The sequence below is a fragment of the Mycolicibacterium iranicum genome, assembly GCF_014190915.1.
Classification (GTDB): domain Bacteria; phylum Actinomycetota; class Actinomycetes; order Mycobacteriales; family Mycobacteriaceae; genus Mycobacterium; species Mycobacterium iranicum_B.
Window position 1 is genome coordinate 87,707 of record NZ_JACHVU010000003.1, and the last position, 18,565, is coordinate 106,271.

Genomic DNA, 18,565 nt, shown 5'->3' on the forward strand with positions numbered 1-18,565 from the left:
CGTAGGAAGGGCAGGCTTGAGCTGATGACCAGACGCGGAATGCTGTCGAGGGCGGTCCTGGAACAACAGGTGGCCGAGGGGGACATCGACACCGTCATCGTGGCGTTCTGCGACATGCAGGGCCGGCTCACCGGCAAACGCATCTCGGCACGCCTGTTCGTCGACGACGTCGCCGCCCACGGCGCCGAGTGCTGCAATTACCTGCTCGCCGTCGACGTGGACATGAACACCGTCGAGGGTTATGCGATCTCGAGCTGGGAGACCGGCTACGGAGACATGGTGATGACGCCGGACTTCGACACCCTGCGCCTGCTCCCGTGGCTGCCCGGCACCGCGATGGTGATGGCGGACCTGTCGTGGACCGACGGCCGGCCGGTGACCCAGGCGCCGCGCACGGTACTGCGCACGCAGCTCGACCGACTCGCCGAGCGCGGCCTCGGAGCCGTCGCCGCCACCGAACTCGAGTTCATGGTGTTCGACGACACCTACCGCGACGCCTGGAAAGCCGGCTACCGCGACATGTCACCGGCGACCGACTACAACATCGACTACGCGATGCTGGCCTCGACGCGCATGGAGCCGCTGCTGCGCGACATCCGCCTCGGCATGGAGGGCGCAGGCCTGTACTGCGAAGGCGTCAAAGGCGAGTGCAACCTCGGGCAGCAGGAGATCGGCTTCCGCTACGACGAGGCGCTGGTGGTCTGTGACAACCACACCATCTACAAGAACGGCGCCAAGGAGATCGCCGACCAGCACGGCAAGAGCCTGACGTTCATGGCCAAGTTCGACGAACGGGAGGGCAACAGCTGCCATATCCACATCTCGTTCCGCGGGATGGAGGACGGTACCCCGACGGTGCCGGTGTTCGCCGACGATGACGACGAGCTCGGCATGTCGGCGATGTTCCGCAGCTTCGTTGCCGGCCAACTCGCCACGCTGCGCGAGATGACCCTGTTCTATGCGCCGAACATCAACTCCTACAAGCGATTCGTCGAAGGCAGCTTTGCGCCGACCGCGGTGGCGTGGGGCATCGACAACCGCACCTGCGCCCTGCGCGTGGTCGGTCACGGCCAGGGCATGCGCATGGAGTGCCGCGCACCCGGCGGCGACGTCAACCAGTACCTGGCGGTCGCGGCGCTGATCGCCGGCGGTCTGCACGGCATCGATCAGGGGCTCGAGCTCCCCGAAGCCATGCAGGGCAACGCGTATTCCAGTGGCGCCGACAGGCTGCCCACCACCCTGACCGAGGCCATGGAACTGTTCGACAACTCGCAGGTCGCCCGTGCGGCATTCGGGGACGACGTCGTGGACCACTACCTGAACAACGCCCGCGTCGAGCTGAAGGCCTTCAACGCGGCGGTGACCGACTGGGAGAGGGTGCGTGGTTTTGAGCGCCTCTGATCCCGGGGTCGCCACGTCGCCACACTCTTACGCACAGCCGCCCCGGCCCGTGATCGGGTTGACCACCTATCTGCAGCAGGCGCAGACCGGAGTGTGGGATGTGCGGGCCAGCTTCCTGCCCGCCATCTACTTCGAGGGCATCGGCATGGCCGGCGGCATCTCGGTGCTCCTGCCGCCGCAGCCGGTCGACGACGCCATCGCCGACAGGGTGCTCGACGGCCTCGACGGGCTCGTCATCACCGGTGGCCGCGACGTCGACCCGGCCGTCTACGGCGCCGAGCGCCATCCGACGACCGACGAGCCCGGCGCCGACAGCCGCACCCGGGATGCGTTCGAGTTCGCGCTGCTGCGTGCGGCGCTGCGCAGGGGCATGCCGGTACTCGGGATCTGCCGCGGCGCCCAGGTCCTCAACGTCGCGCTGGGCGGGACGCTGCATCAGCACCTGCCCGACGTCGTGGGCCACACCCGCCACCAGCAAGGCAACGCGGTGTTCACCACGTCCTCGATCACCACGGTGCCCGGCAGCAGGGTGGCCGCGCTCGTCGGGCCCGACACCGAAGCACAGTGCTACCACCATCAGGCGATCGACCGCCTCGGCGACGGGCTCGTGGTCAGCGCCTCCGACGCCGACGGGGTCATCGAGGCCGTCGAGCTCGACCCCGCCCGCCACCCGGACCGCTGGGTCGTGGCGGTGCAGTGGCATCCCGAGGAGCGGCTGGACGACCTGCGGCTGTTCGCGGGCCTGGCCGGCGCCGCAGGCGGTTACGCGATCCGCAGGCACGCCGTTCCCCACGGGGCTGACCGAGCGGGGGCCGGTCGCCCGGAAGTCAACCGCACAGAGACACAGAAAGTGAGCTGATGGTTCCGACATCGGTGAGTGACGTCATCAACCCCGCGACCGAAGAGGTCCTGCGCACCGTCGAGCACACCGACGAAGCGGGCGTCGACGACGCGGTGGCCCGGGCCAGGGCCGCTCAGCGGGTGTGGGCCCGCCAGGCGCCGGCCGAACGGGCCGCCGCGCTGCGCGCGTTCGCCGCCGTGGTGGACGCCCACGTCGAGGAGCTGGCGGCGCTCGAGGTGGCCAACTCCGGCCATCCGATCGGTAATGCGCGGTGGGAGGCAGGCCACGTCCGTGACGTGTTGCAGTTCTACTCCGCGTCCCCGGAGAGGTTGTCGGGCAAGCAGATTCCGGTCGCCGGCGGCCTGGACGTCACGTTCAACGAGCCGCTCGGGGTCGTCGGCGTCATCACCCCGTGGAATTTCCCGATGACCATCGCGTCGTGGGGATTCGCGCCCGCCTTGGCGGCAGGCAACGCCGTGCTGGTCAAACCGGCCGAATGGACGCCGTTGACCACACTGCGCCTCGGCGAGCTCGCGCTCGAGGCGGGGCTGCCCGCCGACCTGTTCCAGGTGCTGCCCGGCCGGGGCTCGGTGGTGGGGGAACGCTTCGTCAGCCACCCCGACGTGCGCAAGGTCGTTTTCACCGGCTCGACCGAGGTCGGCACCCGGGTGATGGCGGGAGCCGCCACCCAGGTCAAGCGGGTCACCCTGGAACTCGGCGGCAAGAGCGCCAACATCGTGTTCGACGACTGTGATCTCGAACGTGCGGCGGCGACCGCACCGTACGGCGTGTTCGACAACTCCGGACAGGACTGCTGTGCGCGCAGTCGGATTCTGGTGCAGCGCAGTGTGTTCGACAAATTCATGGAGATGTTCGAGCCGGCGGTCAAGGGTGTGGTGGTCGGCGACCCGAAGGCCGAGGGCACCGAGATGGGTCCGTTGGTCTCCAAGGCGCACTGGAACTCGGTGTCCTCCTTCGTCCCCGACGACGCGCCCGTCGCGTTCCGGGGGTCGGCCCCGCAGGGCCCCGGGTATTGGTTCCCCCCGACCGTGCTGACCCCGCAGCGCACCGACCGCAGCGTCACCGAGGAGATCTTCGGGCCCGTGGTCACGGTGCTGCCCTTCGACGATGAGGCCGACGCCATCGCGCTGGCCAACGACACGGTCTATGGACTGTCCGGATCGATCTGGACCGAGAATCTGTCGCGTGCGATGCGGGTCTCGCGGGCCGTGGAAGCGGGGAACCTGTCGGTCAATTCGCACTCGTCGGTCCGCTACAGCACCCCGTTCGGCGGGTTCAAACAATCCGGGCTGGGCCGCGAACTCGGACCCGACGCCCCGCTGTCGTTCACCGAAACCAAGAACGTCTTTTTCGCAGTCCAGGATGTGGAGGACAACTGATGGATCTGACCCAGCGGATGGCAGGCAAGGTCGCCGTGATCACCGGCGGCGCCAGCGGGATCGGCCTGGCGACGGCCAAGCGCATGAGGGCCGAGGGCGCCACGATCGTGATCGGCGACATCGACCCCGCGGCGGGCAAGACCGTGGCCGACGACCTCAACGGCACGTTCGTCCAGGTGGACGTCTCCGATCAGGTGGCCGTCGATGCGCTGTTCGACACTGCTGCCGAGACCTACGGCTCGGTGGACATCGCCTTCAACAACGCAGGCATCAGCCCGCCGGAGGACGACCTGATCGAGAACACCGGCATCGACGCATGGGACCGGGTGCAGGACATCAACCTCAAGTCCGTCTTCTTCTGCTGCAAGGCGGCGCTGCGCCACATGGTGCCCCAGCAGAAGGGCTCCATCGTCAACACCGCGTCGTTCGTCGCGGTGATGGGGTCCGCGACATCGCAGATCTCCTACACCGCGTCCAAGGGCGGGGTGCTGGCGATGTCCCGCGAACTCGGCGTCCAGTACGCGCGGCAGGGCATCCGGGTCAACGCATTGTGCCCGGGTCCGGTGAACACCCCGCTGCTGCAGGAACTGTTCGCCAAGGATCCCGAGCGTGCCGCCCGCCGCCTGGTGCACGTGCCGGTGGGCCGGTTCGCCGAGCCGGAGGAACTCGCGGCCGCGGTGGCGTTCCTGGCCAGTGACGACGCGTCGTTCATCACCGCCTCGTCGTTCCTCGTCGACGGCGGCATCAGCGGTCACTACGTGACACCGCTGTAAGGGCGGGCGATGACGGCCCCGCCGGACCCGGCAGGTGAGCAGACGGCAGCTTCTGACGAGCGCTTGCGCGAGGAGCAGAGCGCTTCTGACGCGCTGTTGCGTCCGGTGCGGCCGCTCAACGCCTTCGAGGACACGGTGGAGCGACTGCTGCAGACGATCCGCCTCGGCGTGCTGCAACCGGGGGAGTCGCTGCCGCCGGAGCGGGACCTGGCCGGCCGGCTCGGGGTGAGCCGAGACACGGTCCGCGAAGCCATCAAGTCGCTCGGCGACGCGGGCTATCTGGTGTCGCGCCGAGGGCGCTACGGCGGGACATTCCTCGCGGAGTCGTTGCCGACCCCGACGACCGGCGACGTCGCGTTCCATCGCGCCGAGATCGACGATGCGGTGCGGCTGCGCGAGATTCTCGAGGTCGGCGCCTCCAGGATGGCCGCCCAGCGCACGCTCACCGCAGGTGATCGGGAAGCGTTGTGGGGCAGGCTGATCGACGTCCGGGGCGCCGACCCGGAGGACTACCGGCGCCTGGACTCCCGCCTGCACCTGGCGATCGCCGAGGCCGCGGGGGTGCCGTCGCTGGTTCCCCTGGTCGCGCAGAACCGGATGCGTCTGAACGAGCTGCTGGACTGCATACCGCTGCTGCCCCGCAACATCGCGCACTCCGAAGAACAGCACGAGGCGATCGTGACGGCAATCCTGGCCGGTGACGCCGACACCGCGGCGCAGACGATGGCGGCGCACGTATGGGGCTCAGCGGCCCTGCTGCACGGCTTCCTCGACTGATACAGGCCATGTGACCTGGTATTTCATCGCCGCTGAAGAGACGTTTCATCCCTGAACGCGACCGTTGTCTCCGTACATCCCGGCATCCGGGCGATCACGTTTGGAGACAGCAATGACCGATCTCAACCCCACCGCGGGCAGCAGCTACGTCGGCCGCGTCGGAAGACTCGCCGTGGCGCTCGGCGCGGGGGCTGTCCTGGTGACCGCCCCGGTTCACGGGCAGACCCACCCGCAGCCCCGGGCGCACGCCGAGGCGCACGTCGTGACCGCGGCGGTGACGACCGGGTTGCCTGCGCCGACAGCAACGCCCGTGTTGGCCGCCGAGCCGGCGGTGCCGGCCCCCGCCGTCGGCGTGCAACGCCTTTCACCGGCCGCCGGGCCGGCACCGGTCCGACAGAGCGGTGGACCCGCTGCCCTGGCCGGGGGCACGGTGCAGGTCCCGCGTCAGTGGCCGTCCGTCGCCACGACCGACCCCGATCCGGTCGACGAACCGGTGCGCATCCGGACCGCCTCGCTGTTCGAACCGACCGCGGCGGGCGCGACCCTGAGTTTCGGCGGCGGCGGCGATCCGCGTGCTGCGGGCCTGGTGCCGGGACCCACCGGCGAGAACGTCCTTTCCGCCTTCATCGGTGTCTTCATCGGCAACGGTGACGAACCGGGCGAGAACGGCGGTCTGCTGATCGGCAACGGCGCCGACGGCGCAGCGGGCCAGAACGGCGGCCGCGGTGGCCTGCTGTTCGGCAACGGAGGCAAGGGCGGCCTCGGGCTCCCGGGCCAGGCCGGCGGAAACGGCGGCAGCGCGGGCATTTTCGGCAACGGCGGCGCCGGTGGAGACGGCGGGGCGGTGATCGGGTCGACACCGGGCACCGGCGGAACCGGAGGTAGGGGCGGTAACGCCGGCCTGTTCGGCAAGGGCGGCGCCGGCGGCAACGGTGGAAGCGTGATGACCGCAGGTGGCGCCACCGGCGGCCAGGGTGGGGCGGGCGGCAACGGGGGTCTTGCCTCGGGTGCGGGCGGCAACGGCGGCGACGGCGGAAGCGCGTTCAGTGACGGCAACGCCACCGGTGGGAGCGGAGGGTCGGGCGGCCACGGTGGCCTGACGGGCAACGGAGGCCGCGGTGGCTACGGCGGGAACGCGTCGACGGCCGACGGGGTGGCCAACGGTGGAGCCGGCGGCAACGGCGGACAGGCCGGCGTCGGCTACGCCGGGGGCGGCGGTGGCGGCGGCAACGCCGAGACCGACACCGGGACCGCCAACAGCGGCGCAGGGGGTCACGGCGGCGATGCCCACGTTCTCGGAAACGGCGGCACCGGAGGGGGTTCCGGGACGGCCACCGCCGACGACACCGGTGACGCCAACGGCAACGGGGGTGGCAACGGCGGAGACGGCGCGATCCTGGGTTCCGGCGGGTCGGGAGGTGTGGGCGGAAGTTCCACCTCCAAGGGCGGCCCCGCGCAGGGTGGCACGGGTGGCGACGGCGGCGACGGCGGACTCGGTTCACCGGGCGGCAACGGCGGCGACGGTGGTTCGGCGACGTCCACTGACAACAACTCCACCGGCAAGGGCGGTAACGGCGGCAACGGGGGAGACCCGGGCCCCGGCGGTAACACCCCCGGCACCGGAGGCACCGGCGGCACAGGCAGTGGCAAGAGCCCGGGCAGCTCCAACGGCACGAACGGCGCGAACGGAGATGCCGGGTAGGCGTCACCGGCACACGTGGCCGCGGTTCACCCCTGTCGGTGGGCCGCGGTCACCGCGTTCGGCCCCATCACGCGGGTTCGTGAGGGACGCTGTACACCGATGTCGACGCAATTCCGGGTGCTCGGTGAGGTGGAGGCGGTGGTGGACGGCTGCCGTCTCGACGTCGGCCATGCGCGCCAGCGCTGCGTGCTGGCCGCCCTGCTCGTCGACGTCAACCGACCGGTGACCGTGGATCAACTGGTCGACCGGGTCTGGGCCGATCAGCCGCCGAGCCGGGCACGCAACGCCCTCGCCGGTTACCTGTCCCGGCTCCGGGCGCTGCTGGCCGGCGGCGAGGTGACGATCAACCGAAGTCCGTCCGGCTACACGCTGTCGGTCGACGAGAAGGCGGTCGACCTCCATCTGTTCCGCCACCTGGCCGCGTCCGCGCGCGCCGCAGGTGAGCCGGCGGAGGCCCTGGAGCACTTCCGGCAGGCGCTGGACCTGTGGCGCGGCGAACCGTTCGCCGCGATGGACAGCCCGTGGTTCGCCGATACGCGGATGTCTCTTGCCGCAGAACGCTTTTCGGTGCTGCTGGACCGCAATGACGCGGCGCTTCGGGCGGGCCGGCACATCGAGATCGTGGCCGAACTCGAATCGCTGCGCCACCTCCACCCTCTCGACGAACGGTTGGCCGGGCAGACCATGCTCGCCCAATCTCGCAGCGGGCGCCAGGCGGACGCGTTGGCGACGTACCGCCAGGTGCGCCAGCAGCTCGTCGACGAGCTCGGCGTCGATCCCGGCCCGATCCTGCGTGCGGTGCACCAGCAGATCCTCGACACCGACCAGAGCCCACCGGCCGCCCCGAAAAAGCCAGTGCCGCAACCCGTGCCCCGGCCGCCCAGCCTGCCGCGCCGCCCGACGTCCTTCATCGGGCGCACCGACCAGCTGGCGGCGGTCTCCGAAGCCGTGCTGAGCGGTCCGCTGATCACCCTGACCGGTGTCGGCGGGGTCGGCAAGACGCGGCTGGCACTCGAGGTGGCCGACCGGACCGTCGGCCGCTTCGTCCACGGCGCCTCGGTGTGCGAACTGGCCCCGGTCGCCGACGGCGCCATGCTGGGGCAAACCGTCGCCGCGGGCCTGGGTCTGCAGGCCAACCCGGAGCTCGGCGTGGAGGGCACCGTCATCGAGCACCTCCGCGGGCATCATCTGCTGCTCGTGATCGACAACTGCGAACACGTCCTGGACTCCGCGGCGGGCTTCGTCGAGCGGGTCACCGCGAACTGCCCGGAGGTCACGGTGCTGGCCACCAGCCGGGAACCGCTGACCGTCGCCGGGGAACGCATCATCCCGATCCCTCCGCTGCCCCACGACGAGGCGACCGAGTTGTTCGCCGAGCGGGCCCGCGCCGGTCGCCCCGATTTCGACCTCGATGCCGAACCGGTCGGAGCAGTCGCCGAGATCTGCCGACGTCTCGACGGTGTGCCGCTGGCCATCGAACTCGCCGCCGCCCGCACGCGGATGATGAACAGCCTGGACATCGCCCGCCGCCTCGACGGGTTGCGGCTGCTCAGCGGCAACGCCCGCGGTGCCCACCCCCGCCAGCAGAGCGTCACCGCCACCATCGACTGGTCCTACCGTCTGCTCGGCGACCGGGAACAGGCACTGTTCGACCGACTCTCGGTGTTCGCGGGCAGCTTCGACTTCGAAGCCGTGCACGGGGTGTGCGCCGACAACGACGTGACCGAGGACGACACCCTCGAGGCGCTGACGGGTCTGGTCGACAAGTCGATGGTGACCATTCGCGGGGGTGCTACCAGTACGCGGTACGCCGTATTGGAGACGCTGCGCGCCTACGGTCGGGAACGTCTGCAGCACAACGGATCTCATGCGCGCTATGCGATGCGGCACGCCCACTACTTCGCCGACCTGGTCGAGCGGGGCGCCGAGGCGATGCACGGGCCCGACGAGCAGGCGTGGATCGAGCGCCTGGCGCCGACGGCGGGAACCACGGTGACGAGTCCGGACACCGAGAACATCCGCACGGCCTTCGAGTGGGCGATGGCCAACGCGGACACCGACACGGTGATGCGCATGGTCGCCTCGGTCTGCGAGCTGATGCAGATGCGCGTGGGCTACACGGCCACCGACTGGGTCGACCGGGCGGTTGCCGTCGCCGATCCCGGCCATCCGCTGTTCGCCGAGGTCATCGGGGTGGCTGCGCGAAAGGCCTGGGTGCTCGGCGATTTCGCGGAGGCGCGGGCGCTGGCGACGCGGGCCGGGGGGCGGGTGCCCGCACCGGGGCACACCTATCTGGGGTACCCGGCGGATGTCCTGGCCGAGACCTCGCTGTCGGAGGGCGATCCCGAGACAGCGCTGGCGCGCTACCGGGCCGAGGTCGACGTGGCCCGCGGCATCGACGACGCTCCGCGCCTGGTCTGGGTGCTGTATCAGATCACCATCGCCCTGGACTTTCTCGGCACCCCCGAAACAGGACTCTCCGACGCCCAGGAGGCGCTGCGGGTCGCCCGGGGCACCGCGAACCCGAGCACGCTGGCGATGGCGTGCTGTGCGATGGGCCGGGCGCTGAAACGCGTCGACCACGAGCGCGCGCTGGTCTGGTTCGACGAGGCGATCGGCCACGCCGCGCCGGTGCAGAACAACTGGTTGACGGGTATCGCGCGGATGGAAGCCGCCGCGACCCGCGCCCTGTACGCCGATCCGTCGGTGGCCGCACGCGAGTTGATCGACGTGCTCGACCACTGGGCCAAGGCAGGGCCCGGCACCGGGTCGCAGCACTGGTTCACGATGCGATTCGCCGCCGCACTGCTGGAACGGCTGGGCGCCGACGAGGATGCGGCGGCCCTGCGGCGGGCCGTCGCCGCCGCCGGACACGAACTGCTCGACGAAAGCCTGCTCACCACCCGACCCGGACAGGCGCCCCCGCTGACAGGTGCGCAGGCACTCGCCCTGGCCCGCTCCAGCCTGCGCCGGTTCTGCTGAGACCCGCGGGCATTCACAGAGCTCTCGAACGTCGGCAGAACCCGACGCATGGGGGTCGACGCCTGCAGAGGTGTGTCCCGGCCGCCCTGCTGGTCGGTGCCGACGGACAACGGATGACCAGGCGATTTCACGCGTGCCGAAAGAGTGCCGAAAACGCCACGAGCACGCTCTGGAGTGCGACCATCAATAACGAAGGAGATCGCGAGATGACCACTGTCGACAATGAAGCGGACCGGGCCCTCAAAGCCAAGCACCGGGCGCTCTGGGCGTCCGGCGACTACCCGGCGGTCGCCGCCGAACTGATCCCCGCGCTGGGCCCCGAACTGGTCCTCGCCTGCGGAGTGAAGCCGGGCGACCACGTCCTGGACGTCGCCGCCGGATCGGGCAACGCCTCCATCCCCGCCGCGGCGGCCGGCGCCGTCGTCACGGCCAGCGACCTCACGCCCGAGCTGTTCGAGGTGGGCCGCCGCATCGCCGCAGAACGCGGTGTCGCGCTCGAATGGGTCGAGGCCGATGCCGAGGCTCTGCCGTTCGCGGACAACAGTTTCGACGTCGTGATGTCCTGTGTCGGTGCGATGTTCGCACCGCACCATCAGGCCACCGCCGACGAACTGGTGCGCGTGGTCCGCCCCGGGGGCACCATCGGTCTGATCAACTGGACGCCGGAGGGTTTCATCGGAAACCTGTTCGCGACCATGAAGCCCTTCGCGCCGCCGCCCCCTCCCGGGGCGAGCCCGCCGCCGCTGTGGGGGAGCGAGGAGCACGTCGCGACGCTGTTCGGCGATCGCGTGTCCGACCTGTCGATGCGGCGACAGACCGTGCACATCAACCACTGCGCCACGCCGATCGAGTTCCGCGAGTACTGGAAGCACAATTACGGCCCGACGATCGCCGCTTACCGCTTCAATGCCGAGCAGCCGGCGCGGGTCGACGAGCTCGACCACGCGTTCCTGGACTTCCTCACGACGTGGAACCAGGCGACCGAACCGGACCGGACCGCCTACGACGCGGAGTATCTGCTCGTCACCGCCACGAAGCGCTGAGGGGTGGAGGCCGGCGGCGTGTCAGCCGGCGGGGACTAGATTGCCATTGTGGAGGATCACCAGCTCGTCGAGCGGGCGTCGTCGGCTCTGGCCGAGGTGGACACGCCCGGCTGGGCGCAGCGATTCGACCTGGTGTCGGATCCGCACCGGCTGGAGATCCTGCTGTGCCTGCACCGGGCGCCCGGCATCTGTGTGAGCGATCTCGCCGCGGCGCTCGGCAGGTCGGAGAACACCGTGTCGCAGGCGCTGCGGGTGCTGCGTCAGCAGGGCTGGGTCAACAGCACGCGTGCCGGCCGGTCGGTGAGCTACCGCCTCGAAGACGAGATCGTCCACGACCTGCTGCACTGGATCGGCGCGCGCCACGGCTGATCCGGGTCGAACGGGTTGTCGAGCACGGCTCACCCGTGCCCGAGGCCACCTAGAATCACCCCGTGCGTGTGTTGAGTCTCGACGAACCACCGCTGACGCCCCACCCGGAGCTCGGCGGCACGTCGGACCAGCCCGCCCACGCGCGGATCGCCCACTGGCTCGAGGACCTGGTGACCTCCGGGGAGCTGGCACCCGGCGACAAGCTGCCCCCCGAAGTGGAGATCGCCACGTCACTGGGCGTGAGCCGGATGACGTTGCGGCAGGCCCTCGGCGCCGTCGAGGCCAAAGGCTTCATCGACCGCCGCCGGGGCCGGTTCGGTGGCAGCTTCATCGCCACGCCGCGCTTCGAACTGGACCATGCGGCGCTGCCCGGGTTCACCGAACAGATGCTGCGCATCGATGTCGAGCCGGGGGCCCGGGTGCTGCGTGCGGGCACCCACAGGCCCGACGTCGTGGTGAGCAAGGCGCTGGGGCTGCGCCGCTCCGAGCAGGTCCACGAGATCCTGCGGGTGCGGACCGCGAACGGGGACCCGATCGTCCTCGAAGAGGCCTACCTGCCGGCCGACGTCTTCCCCGATCTGCTGTCGCGGGATCTGCAGGGTTCGCTGTATGCGGTGATGCGCGACTATGGAAGCCCACCGTCGACGGCCGACGAGCGCATCGAAGCCACGCCCGCGACGGTCGAACAGAGCGAGATCCTGGGGATCGCACCGGCGAGCCCGTTGCTGCTGATCGTCCGAACGTCGTATGCCGAGAACGGTGTCGCCGTCGAATACTCGCGCGACTATCTGCGATCCGACCGGACGACGATCCGGATCACCTCCCGTGCCGAGGTGACGGGCGAGGCGGGGCACCGGCGATAGGCCAGTGGTCGCTGGCAGATAATGTCTAGACCTTTTGCGGCCTGGGGTCTACAGTGACTTCCGACCACTCTGCCTCGGCCTGAGGACCACGAATGTCGTCACCGCTGACCGATCAGAAGCTCGACGAACTCTTCGAGCAGATCGCGCTGCTCGCGGGCCGGCCGCGCACCCTCGAGCAACTCTCCGGCGGTCTGACGAACCGGAACATCAAGATCACCACCCCGGACGGCATCTACGTCGCGCGCTGTGTCGACACCGAACGCAACCTCCTCGGCATCGATCGCGACCGCGAACACGCCAACACCGTGGCTGCCGAACGGGCCGGCGTCGGCGCGCGTGTGCTCGATTACCGGCCGGATCTCGGTGTGCTGCTGCTGGCATACCTCGAGGGAAAGACACTCGACAACAGCGACTTTCAACGCGACGGGGTCATCGCGAAAGCTGCCCGGGCTTGCCGCACCCTGCACCGGGGGCCGCGCTTTGCCGGTCGCTTCGACATGTTCGAACGGCAACCGGCCTACCTCGCGACGACGCGGCAACACGGGTTCGCCATCCCGGCCGACTATCACGACCACGCCGAGGCGTTCGCCGCCGCCCGGCACGTGCTCACGGCCACCGACGACACGACGGTGCCCTGCAACAACGACCTGCTCGCGGGGAATTTCATCGAAGACGGTGACCGGATGTGGCTGATCGACTACGAATACGCCGGCAACAACGACCCGTGCTTCGAACTGGGCAACATCTGGAGCGAGTGCGGGCTGTCCCTGGAGCAGCTCGCCGAACTGGTCACCGAGTACTACGGACGCGAACTGCGCCACAAGATCGCCAGGGCGCACCTGCAGGGAATCGTCGCCAAATACGGGTGGACGCTCTGGGGTTGCATCCAATACGGCTCCAGCGCCATCGAATACGACTTCTGGGACTGGGCGATGGAGCGATACGAAGCGGCCGTGGAGGAGTTCAGGCACCCCGGCTATGCCCGGCTGCTCGACGATGTGGCCGCCCACGACTGAAAAGGTTGAGATGACCCGCGAGAACACCCCCGGCAAACCCCTCCCCACCCGCGCCCGCGTCGTGATCGTCGGCGGCGGCGTGATCGGCACCAGCGTCGCCTATCACCTTACGAAGTTGGGCATCACCGACGTCGTGCTCCTCGAACAGGGGCAGCTTTCCAGTGGAACCACTTGGCACGCAGCGGGTCTCGTCGGTCAGCTGCGGGCCTCGGAGGGGATGACGCGCCTGGTCCAGTACTCCACGGCGCTGTATGCCGAATTGGAGAACGAGACCGGCCTGTCGGCCGGCTACAAGCAGTGCGGCGGGGTCACCGTCGCCCGTACCGAGGACCGGATGGTCCAGCTGCGCCGCACCGCCGCCAACGCCGCGGCTTTCGACCTGCAGTGCGAACTTCTGACCCCCGACGAGGCGCTCCAGCACTATCCGGTGATGCGGGTCGACGACCTCGTCGGCGCGATCTGGCTGCCCGCCGACGGAAAGGCCAACCCCACCGATCTGACCTTCGCGCTCGCCAAGGGGGCCCGGAGCCGCGGGTGCCGCATTCTGGAGAAGACCCGTGTCCTCGACATCCTCACGGCTGACGGGGCCGTGACGGGGGTGCGGACCGACGCCGGCGACATCGAGGCCGAGATCGTCGTCAACTGCGCGGGACAGTGGGCCAAGCAGGTCGGCGCCACGGCCGGGGTGATCGTCCCCTTGCACTCGGCCGAACACTTCTACGTCGTCAGCGAACGGATCGACGGAGTCCATCCCGACCTGCCCATCCTGCGCGACCCCGACGGCTACACCTATTTCAAGGAAGAGGTCGGCGGCCTCGTCATCGGTGGGTTCGAGCCCGAGGCCAAACCGTGGGTGTCGCCGGACAAGATCCCGTATCCGTTCGAATTCCAGCTCCTCGACGAGGACTGGGACCACTTCGAGATCCTGATGAACAATGCGCTGCTGCGCATTCCCGCGTTGGAGAGGACCGGCATCAAGAAGTTCTACAACGGGCCCGAGAGTTTCACCCCCGACAACCAGTTCGTACTCGGGGAAGCGCCCGAATGCCGGAACTTCTACGTCGGTGCCGGATTCAACTCGGTCGGCATCGCCACCGCCGGCGGTGCGGGACGGGCATTGGCGGAGTGGATCGCCGAGGGGCAACCGTCCACCGATCTCACCGGTGTGGACATCCGGCGCTTCGCGCCGTTCAACGGCAACAACCGCTGGCTGCACGACCGGGTCGCCGAGGTCCTCGGCATCCACTACGAGATCCCTTGGCCGAACCGGGAAATGACGACCGCCCGGCCCTTCCGCCGCTCCCCGGTGCACCATCTCCTGGCCGCCGCCGGGGCCAACTTCGGCAGCCGGATGGGCTGGGAACGTGCGAATTTCTTCGCGCCGGCCGGCTGCGAGCCCGTCATCGACTACACCTGGGACACCCCGAACTGGCTGAGGTGGTCGGCCGCCGAACAGGCCAGCACCCGCACCGGCGTCACGGTGTTCGACCAGACTTCGTTCTCCAAATACCTGCTCGTGGGCCGTGATTCGGAAGCAGCGCTGCAGTGGCTGTGCACCGCCGACGTCGGGGTGGAGGTCGGCCGGTCGGTCTACACCGGGATGCTCAACTCCCGCGGCACCTACGAGTCGGACGTGACGGTCACCCGGACGGGGCTCGACGAGTACCTCATCGTCAGCAGCGCGGCCACCACGGAGCGCGACAAGGACCACCTGCGCCGCCACCTGCCCGCCGGCGCGCATGCCCACCTCGTCGACGTCACCTCGTCCTACGCCGTGTTCGGCGTGATGGGTCCGCGGTCTCGGGAATTGCTGTCGACGCTGACCGACGCCGACCTGTCGAACGAAGGGTTCCCGTTCGGTACGAGCCGGGTGATCTCGCTGGGCTACGCGACCGTGCGTGCGACCCGCATCACCTATGTCGGCGAACTGGGCTGGGAACTCTACGTCCCCACCGAGTTCGCAGTCGGCGTGTACGAGGACCTGATCGCGGCGGGGGAGACGTACGACATCGCCCGAGGCGGTTACGCGGCGATCGAATCCCTGCGGCTGGAGAAGGGATACCGGGCGTTCGGCCGCGAGCTGACCCCGAGCGAGAACCCGGCCGAAGCGGGTCTGCTGTTCGCCTGCAAGCTCGCAACCGACATTCCGTTCCTCGGCCGCGAGGCGCTGGAGAAGGCGCGCGCCGACGGAGTCCGCAAGAAGCTGGTGGGCTTCCGTGTCGATTCGCCGGAGCCGATGCTCTGGGGTGGGGAACTGATCCTGCGCGACGGCGCGGTGGCCGGCCAGGCCACGTCCGCGGCGTGGGGCCAATCGATCGGGGCGGCCGTCGGGCTGGCGTACCTGCGATCGGCAGACGGCTCGGTGATCGACGCCGACTGGGTTCGCCGCGGCAGCTACCAGATCAACGTCGGGGGGCGTCTGTACCCGGTGACGGTGTCGCTGCGACCGCTGTACGACCCGCAGTCGCAGCGGGTGCGGAGCTGACCGGTGCCGCAGGCAGCCGAACGGTGAAACTCGTTGTCCCGGGCGAAGACTGCGCTGAGATTGTGCCGCCATGGGCTTCGACGATCGACGCCACGATGGCCAGGCCGAGCCCGAAGCTCCCGGTCCCGCGCGAACGTGCCCTGTCGGCCCGGACGAACCGCTCGAAGAGGTGCGGCAGCAGACGGTCGTCAATTCCGGGTCCGTCGTCGGCGACGGTCATCTCGACATAGGCGCTGCCCTCGCCGGTGTGCCCCGTGGACAGGGACGTCGTCACGGCCGTGCCCGCAGGGGTGTGGACGCGGGCGTTGGACAGCAGGTTGGCCAGCGTCTGGTGCAGCTGCGCCCGGTCACCCCGAACCCATACCGAACGGTCGGGAATGTCGGTGCGCCACCGGTGCGTCGGTGCCGACACCGCGGCGTCGTTGACGGCGTGGACAACCAGGTCCGTCAGGTCGATGTCGGTCGCCCGGAGATCTTGGCCCTCGTCGAGCCGGGCCAGCAGCAGCAGATCGGCGACCAGCGAGTTCATCCGGCCGGCCTCGGCTTCGATGCGGGCCAAGGAGTATTCGGTCGTCTCCGGGAGGACCGCGCTGTCCTGCCGCGTCAGCTCCGCGTAGCCGTGGATCGCGGCGAGCGGGGTGCGCAGCTCGTGGCTGGCGTCGGTAATGAACTGGCGCATCCTCCGGTCCGACGCGGCGACATCGCCGAGCGCACACTCGACGTGGTCGAGCAGACGGTTGAGGGTGTCGCCGACAAGACCGACCTCAGTGCGCGGGTCGGTGTCGCGGGCGGGGACGCGCGGTGCGATGGTGTGGTTGTCCCGGTCGAGCGGAAGGGCCGCGACCTCCGCCGCCGTCGCCGCGACACGTCGCAGCGGTCGCAGCGCATAGCGCACGATCCCCACCGTGCTCAGGGCGGTCAACACCAGCGCCAGCGCCGTCATCGCGGACACGATCGCGGTCTCGCGGACCATCGCGTTCCAGGCCGGAGTCCGCGACACCCCGGTGACCAGCACCTCGTCGCCGTCGCCGGGCCTGCCCACCATGCGGTACCAGCCAAGGCCCGGCAACTCGATGCTGCGAGGTTGCGGGTCAGTCCACGAGAGCCCGGCGATGGTGGCGACCGCCTCGCCGGGTGCCTGTTGGGCATCCCCGTCGCCGAAGTACGCCGAATCGACCACGCGACCGTTCTGTATCAACGCCACGACGTTGCCCGGAGCCTGGCCGATCAGGCGGGTCAGCGGCTTCATCCCGCCGGCCGGCGGCAGCTGACCGTCGATCCCGGGGGTACTCCGGTACTTCACGATGGAGTTGATGCCGCCGTCCGCGGCGCCGGCCAGCTGCGAGTCAATGATGCCCAGCACCGAGGCGCGCAGGCTCACCACCGACATGGCGCCGACGGTCACCAAGGCGATCATCACCACCACAGACACGCCGATGACCAACTGCCGCAACAGAGTCCAGCTCTGCCACGCGCGTCTCATTCTGCTGGCCGCAGCATGTAGCCGATCCCACGGACCGTGTGGATCATCGGAGTGCGCCCCGCGTCGATCTTCTTGCGCAGGTACGACACGTACAGGTCCACGATGCTGGAGCGGCCACCGAAATCGTAGTTCCAGACTTGGCGCAGGATGTCGGAGCGGTCCATGGCCTTCCGCTGATTGCGCATCAGCAGTCGCAGCAACTCGAACTCGGTGGATGTCAGCGAGACCGGTTCACCGGCGCGCGTCACCTCCCGGCTGGCGGCGTCCAGCGCGAGATCGCCGACCACCAGCGACTCGTCGTCTGCCGGGGTCAGGTAGGCCGAACGGCGTAGGAGACCACGCAGCCGCGCGACGAGTTCTTCGAGAGAGAACGGTTTGGTCATGTAATCATCGCCGCCCGCGGTCAAGCCCGTCACCCGGTCGGCGACCGAATCCCGTGCCGTCAGGAACAGCGTGGGGGTATAGGTCCCCGTTTCGCGCATCTGCCTCAGCACGCCCAGCCCGTCGGTGTCGGGCAGCATGATGTCGAGGACCAAGAGGTCGGGGGTGGCCGACCGGTACTTCGCGACCGCGTCGGCGGCGTCGTGCGCGACGTCGATCTCCCAACCCTCGTAGGTGAGGGCCATCCGCACGAGGTTGGTCAGGGCCCGTTCGTCGTCGACGAGCAGCACCCGGATCGGTGACCCGTCGGCACGGTACATCCGGGGCAGCTTGCCCAGGATGGCGCGGCGGGGTCCCTGGTCCTCGGCCGGTGCGGAGGTCATCAAGCCATTCTCGCGCGTGCGGCCGGTACTCGTCACGACACTCATAGAGATCTCATAGGCGACGGTGCCCCGCATGTGAGTTCCGCATGAAAGTCGTCGCCCCCGCCGTTGCGCCGACGAGAATTCTCGGGTCGAAACGGGTTCTGAATCCGTTTCACCGCAACGACTCTGAAAGGAAGGCGGCACCGCCATGTCTCTTGGAACATCCCCCGACGCCTTTGCCGAAACCCGCGCGACCTCGTATCACGCGTGGGCACTCGGAACGTTCCGCATCCTCGTCGCGCTGCTGTTCGTGATGCACGGCACCGTGAAGATCTTCGGCTGGCCGCAGGGTTCGCCCGCCGCCCTGGGGGCCTGGCCGATGTGGTGGGCAGGTGCCCTGGAGCTCGTACTCGGCGGGCTGATCGCGATCGGGTTGTGGACACGAACCGCGGCGTTCGTCGCGAGCGGGATGATGGCGGTCGCGTACTTCTGGCGGCATTTCCCGGACGGCTTCTGGCCGATGGCCAACGGCGGCGAGACGGCCGTGCTGTACTGCTTCGTCTTTCTGTTCCTCGTCGTGACCGGTCCCGGTGGCTTCGCAGTGTCGCGGCGCTGATGACCGCCACGCACAAAGGCTGTCGCGGAACAGGTTTCACACCGATTGCACATGATTTGGGTTTTCTA

15 protein-coding genes are annotated in these 18,565 nt (G+C 69.3%); 13 read left to right on the forward strand and 2 right to left on the reverse strand.

From position 1 onward, the window contains the following. Positions 1-24 precede the first annotated feature (24 nt). The 12 genes from FHR72_RS07610 to FHR72_RS07665 all read left to right on the forward strand — a co-directional run bounded on the left by FHR72_RS07610 (position 25) and on the right by FHR72_RS07665 (position 15,652). Complete coding sequence (locus FHR72_RS07610; RefSeq protein WP_183467344.1) at positions 25-1,401, forward strand: glutamine synthetase family protein; 1,377 nt, start codon at positions 25-27, stop codon at positions 1,399-1,401. Further along, positions 1,388-2,260, forward strand: coding sequence for a gamma-glutamyl-gamma-aminobutyrate hydrolase family protein (locus tag FHR72_RS07615; RefSeq protein ID WP_221193215.1), 873 nt, complete (start codon positions 1,388-1,390; stop codon positions 2,258-2,260). Before FHR72_RS07610 ends, FHR72_RS07615 begins: the two co-directional genes overlap by 14 nt. Further along, positions 2,260-3,642: an aldehyde dehydrogenase family protein gene (locus tag FHR72_RS07620; RefSeq protein ID WP_183467345.1), complete on the forward strand. Its 1,383-nt coding sequence runs from the start codon at positions 2,260-2,262 to the stop codon at positions 3,640-3,642. The genes FHR72_RS07615 and FHR72_RS07620 overlap by 1 nt, the downstream gene beginning before the upstream one ends. Then, positions 3,639-4,415 carry a 3-oxoacyl-ACP reductase gene (locus FHR72_RS07625; protein WP_183467835.1) on the forward strand — a complete coding sequence of 259 codons (777 nt, stop codon included), beginning with the start codon at positions 3,639-3,641 and terminating at the stop codon, positions 4,413-4,415. Before FHR72_RS07620 ends, FHR72_RS07625 begins: the two co-directional genes overlap by 4 nt. 9 nt (positions 4,416-4,424) lie before the next feature. After that, positions 4,425-5,192, forward strand: coding sequence for a FadR/GntR family transcriptional regulator (locus tag FHR72_RS07630; RefSeq protein ID WP_183467346.1), 768 nt, complete (start codon positions 4,425-4,427; stop codon positions 5,190-5,192). 112 nt (positions 5,193-5,304) lie between these two features. Beyond that, entirely contained in the window at positions 5,305-6,894 is a 1,590-nt protein-coding gene (locus FHR72_RS26725) for a PGRS repeat-containing protein (RefSeq protein ID WP_183467347.1), read from the forward strand. Positions 6,895-6,993: 99 nt separating this feature from the next. Continuing rightward, positions 6,994-9,876 (forward strand): AfsR/SARP family transcriptional regulator, encoded by a 2,883-nt coding sequence (locus tag FHR72_RS07640; RefSeq protein WP_183467348.1) that lies wholly within the window; start codon positions 6,994-6,996, stop codon positions 9,874-9,876. Between the two features lie 206 nt (positions 9,877-10,082). Then, positions 10,083-10,919, forward strand: coding sequence for a class I SAM-dependent methyltransferase (locus FHR72_RS07645; protein WP_183467349.1), 837 nt, complete (start codon positions 10,083-10,085; stop codon positions 10,917-10,919). Positions 10,920-10,967: 48 nt separating this feature from the next. After that, positions 10,968-11,288, forward strand: coding sequence for an ArsR/SmtB family transcription factor (locus FHR72_RS07650; RefSeq protein WP_396888410.1), 321 nt, complete (start codon positions 10,968-10,970; stop codon positions 11,286-11,288). Between the two features lie 62 nt (positions 11,289-11,350). Further along, the gene (locus tag FHR72_RS07655; protein ID WP_183467350.1) at positions 11,351-12,151 is read left to right on the forward strand and encodes a GntR family transcriptional regulator; all 801 of its coding nucleotides are present in this window, start codon (positions 11,351-11,353) and stop codon (positions 12,149-12,151) included. A gap of 92 nt (positions 12,152-12,243) precedes the next feature. After that, positions 12,244-13,167, forward strand: a complete 924-nt coding sequence (locus FHR72_RS07660; RefSeq protein ID WP_183467351.1) for a phosphotransferase — start codon at positions 12,244-12,246, stop codon at positions 13,165-13,167. 10 nt (positions 13,168-13,177) lie between these two features. After that, positions 13,178-15,652 (forward strand): GcvT family protein, encoded by a 2,475-nt coding sequence (locus tag FHR72_RS07665; protein WP_183467352.1) that lies wholly within the window; start codon positions 13,178-13,180, stop codon positions 15,650-15,652. Here FHR72_RS07665 and FHR72_RS07670 read toward each other — a convergent pair. Continuing rightward, complete coding sequence (locus FHR72_RS07670; protein ID WP_183467353.1) at positions 15,570-17,135, reverse strand: sensor histidine kinase; 1,566 nt, start codon at positions 17,133-17,135, stop codon at positions 15,570-15,572. The genes FHR72_RS07665 and FHR72_RS07670 overlap by 83 nt on opposite strands. Beyond that, the gene (locus FHR72_RS07675; RefSeq protein WP_183467354.1) at positions 17,132-17,899 is read right to left on the reverse strand and encodes a response regulator transcription factor; all 768 of its coding nucleotides are present in this window, start codon (positions 17,897-17,899) and stop codon (positions 17,132-17,134) included. The genes FHR72_RS07670 and FHR72_RS07675 overlap by 4 nt, the downstream gene beginning before the upstream one ends. 190 nt (positions 17,900-18,089) lie before the next feature. Between FHR72_RS07675 and FHR72_RS07680 the strand changes: the two genes are divergently transcribed. Beyond that, on the forward strand, positions 18,090-18,497 hold the full coding sequence (locus FHR72_RS07680) for a DoxX family protein (RefSeq protein WP_183467355.1): 408 nt from the start codon (positions 18,090-18,092) through the stop codon (positions 18,495-18,497). Positions 18,498-18,565 lie beyond the last annotated feature (68 nt).

What these genes read in the sequence shown, in the direction of transcription:
- FHR72_RS07610 (WP_183467344.1), top strand. Translation starts at nt 25, where the DNA reads ATGACCAGACGCGGAATGCTGTCGAGGGCGGTCCTGGAACAACAGGTG.
- FHR72_RS07620 (WP_183467345.1), top strand. Translation starts at nt 2,260, where the DNA reads ATGGTTCCGACATCGGTGAGTGACGTCATCAACCCCGCGACCGAAGAG.
- FHR72_RS07630 (WP_183467346.1), top strand. Translation starts at nt 4,425, where the DNA reads ATGACGGCCCCGCCGGACCCGGCAGGTGAGCAGACGGCAGCTTCTGAC.
- FHR72_RS26725 (WP_183467347.1), top strand. Translation starts at nt 5,305, where the DNA reads ATGACCGATCTCAACCCCACCGCGGGCAGCAGCTACGTCGGCCGCGTC.
- FHR72_RS07640 (WP_183467348.1), top strand. Translation starts at nt 6,994, where the DNA reads ATGTCGACGCAATTCCGGGTGCTCGGTGAGGTGGAGGCGGTGGTGGAC.
- FHR72_RS07645 (WP_183467349.1), top strand. Translation starts at nt 10,083, where the DNA reads ATGACCACTGTCGACAATGAAGCGGACCGGGCCCTCAAAGCCAAGCAC.
- FHR72_RS07660 (WP_183467351.1), top strand. Translation starts at nt 12,244, where the DNA reads ATGTCGTCACCGCTGACCGATCAGAAGCTCGACGAACTCTTCGAGCAG.
- FHR72_RS07665 (WP_183467352.1), top strand. Translation starts at nt 13,178, where the DNA reads ATGACCCGCGAGAACACCCCCGGCAAACCCCTCCCCACCCGCGCCCGC.
- FHR72_RS07670 (WP_183467353.1), bottom strand. Translation starts at nt 17,135, where the DNA reads ATGAGACGCGCGTGGCAGAGCTGGACTCTGTTGCGGCAGTTGGTCATC.
- FHR72_RS07675 (WP_183467354.1), bottom strand. Translation starts at nt 17,899, where the DNA reads ATGACCTCCGCACCGGCCGAGGACCAGGGACCCCGCCGCGCCATCCTG.
- FHR72_RS07680 (WP_183467355.1), top strand. Translation starts at nt 18,090, where the DNA reads ATGTCTCTTGGAACATCCCCCGACGCCTTTGCCGAAACCCGCGCGACC.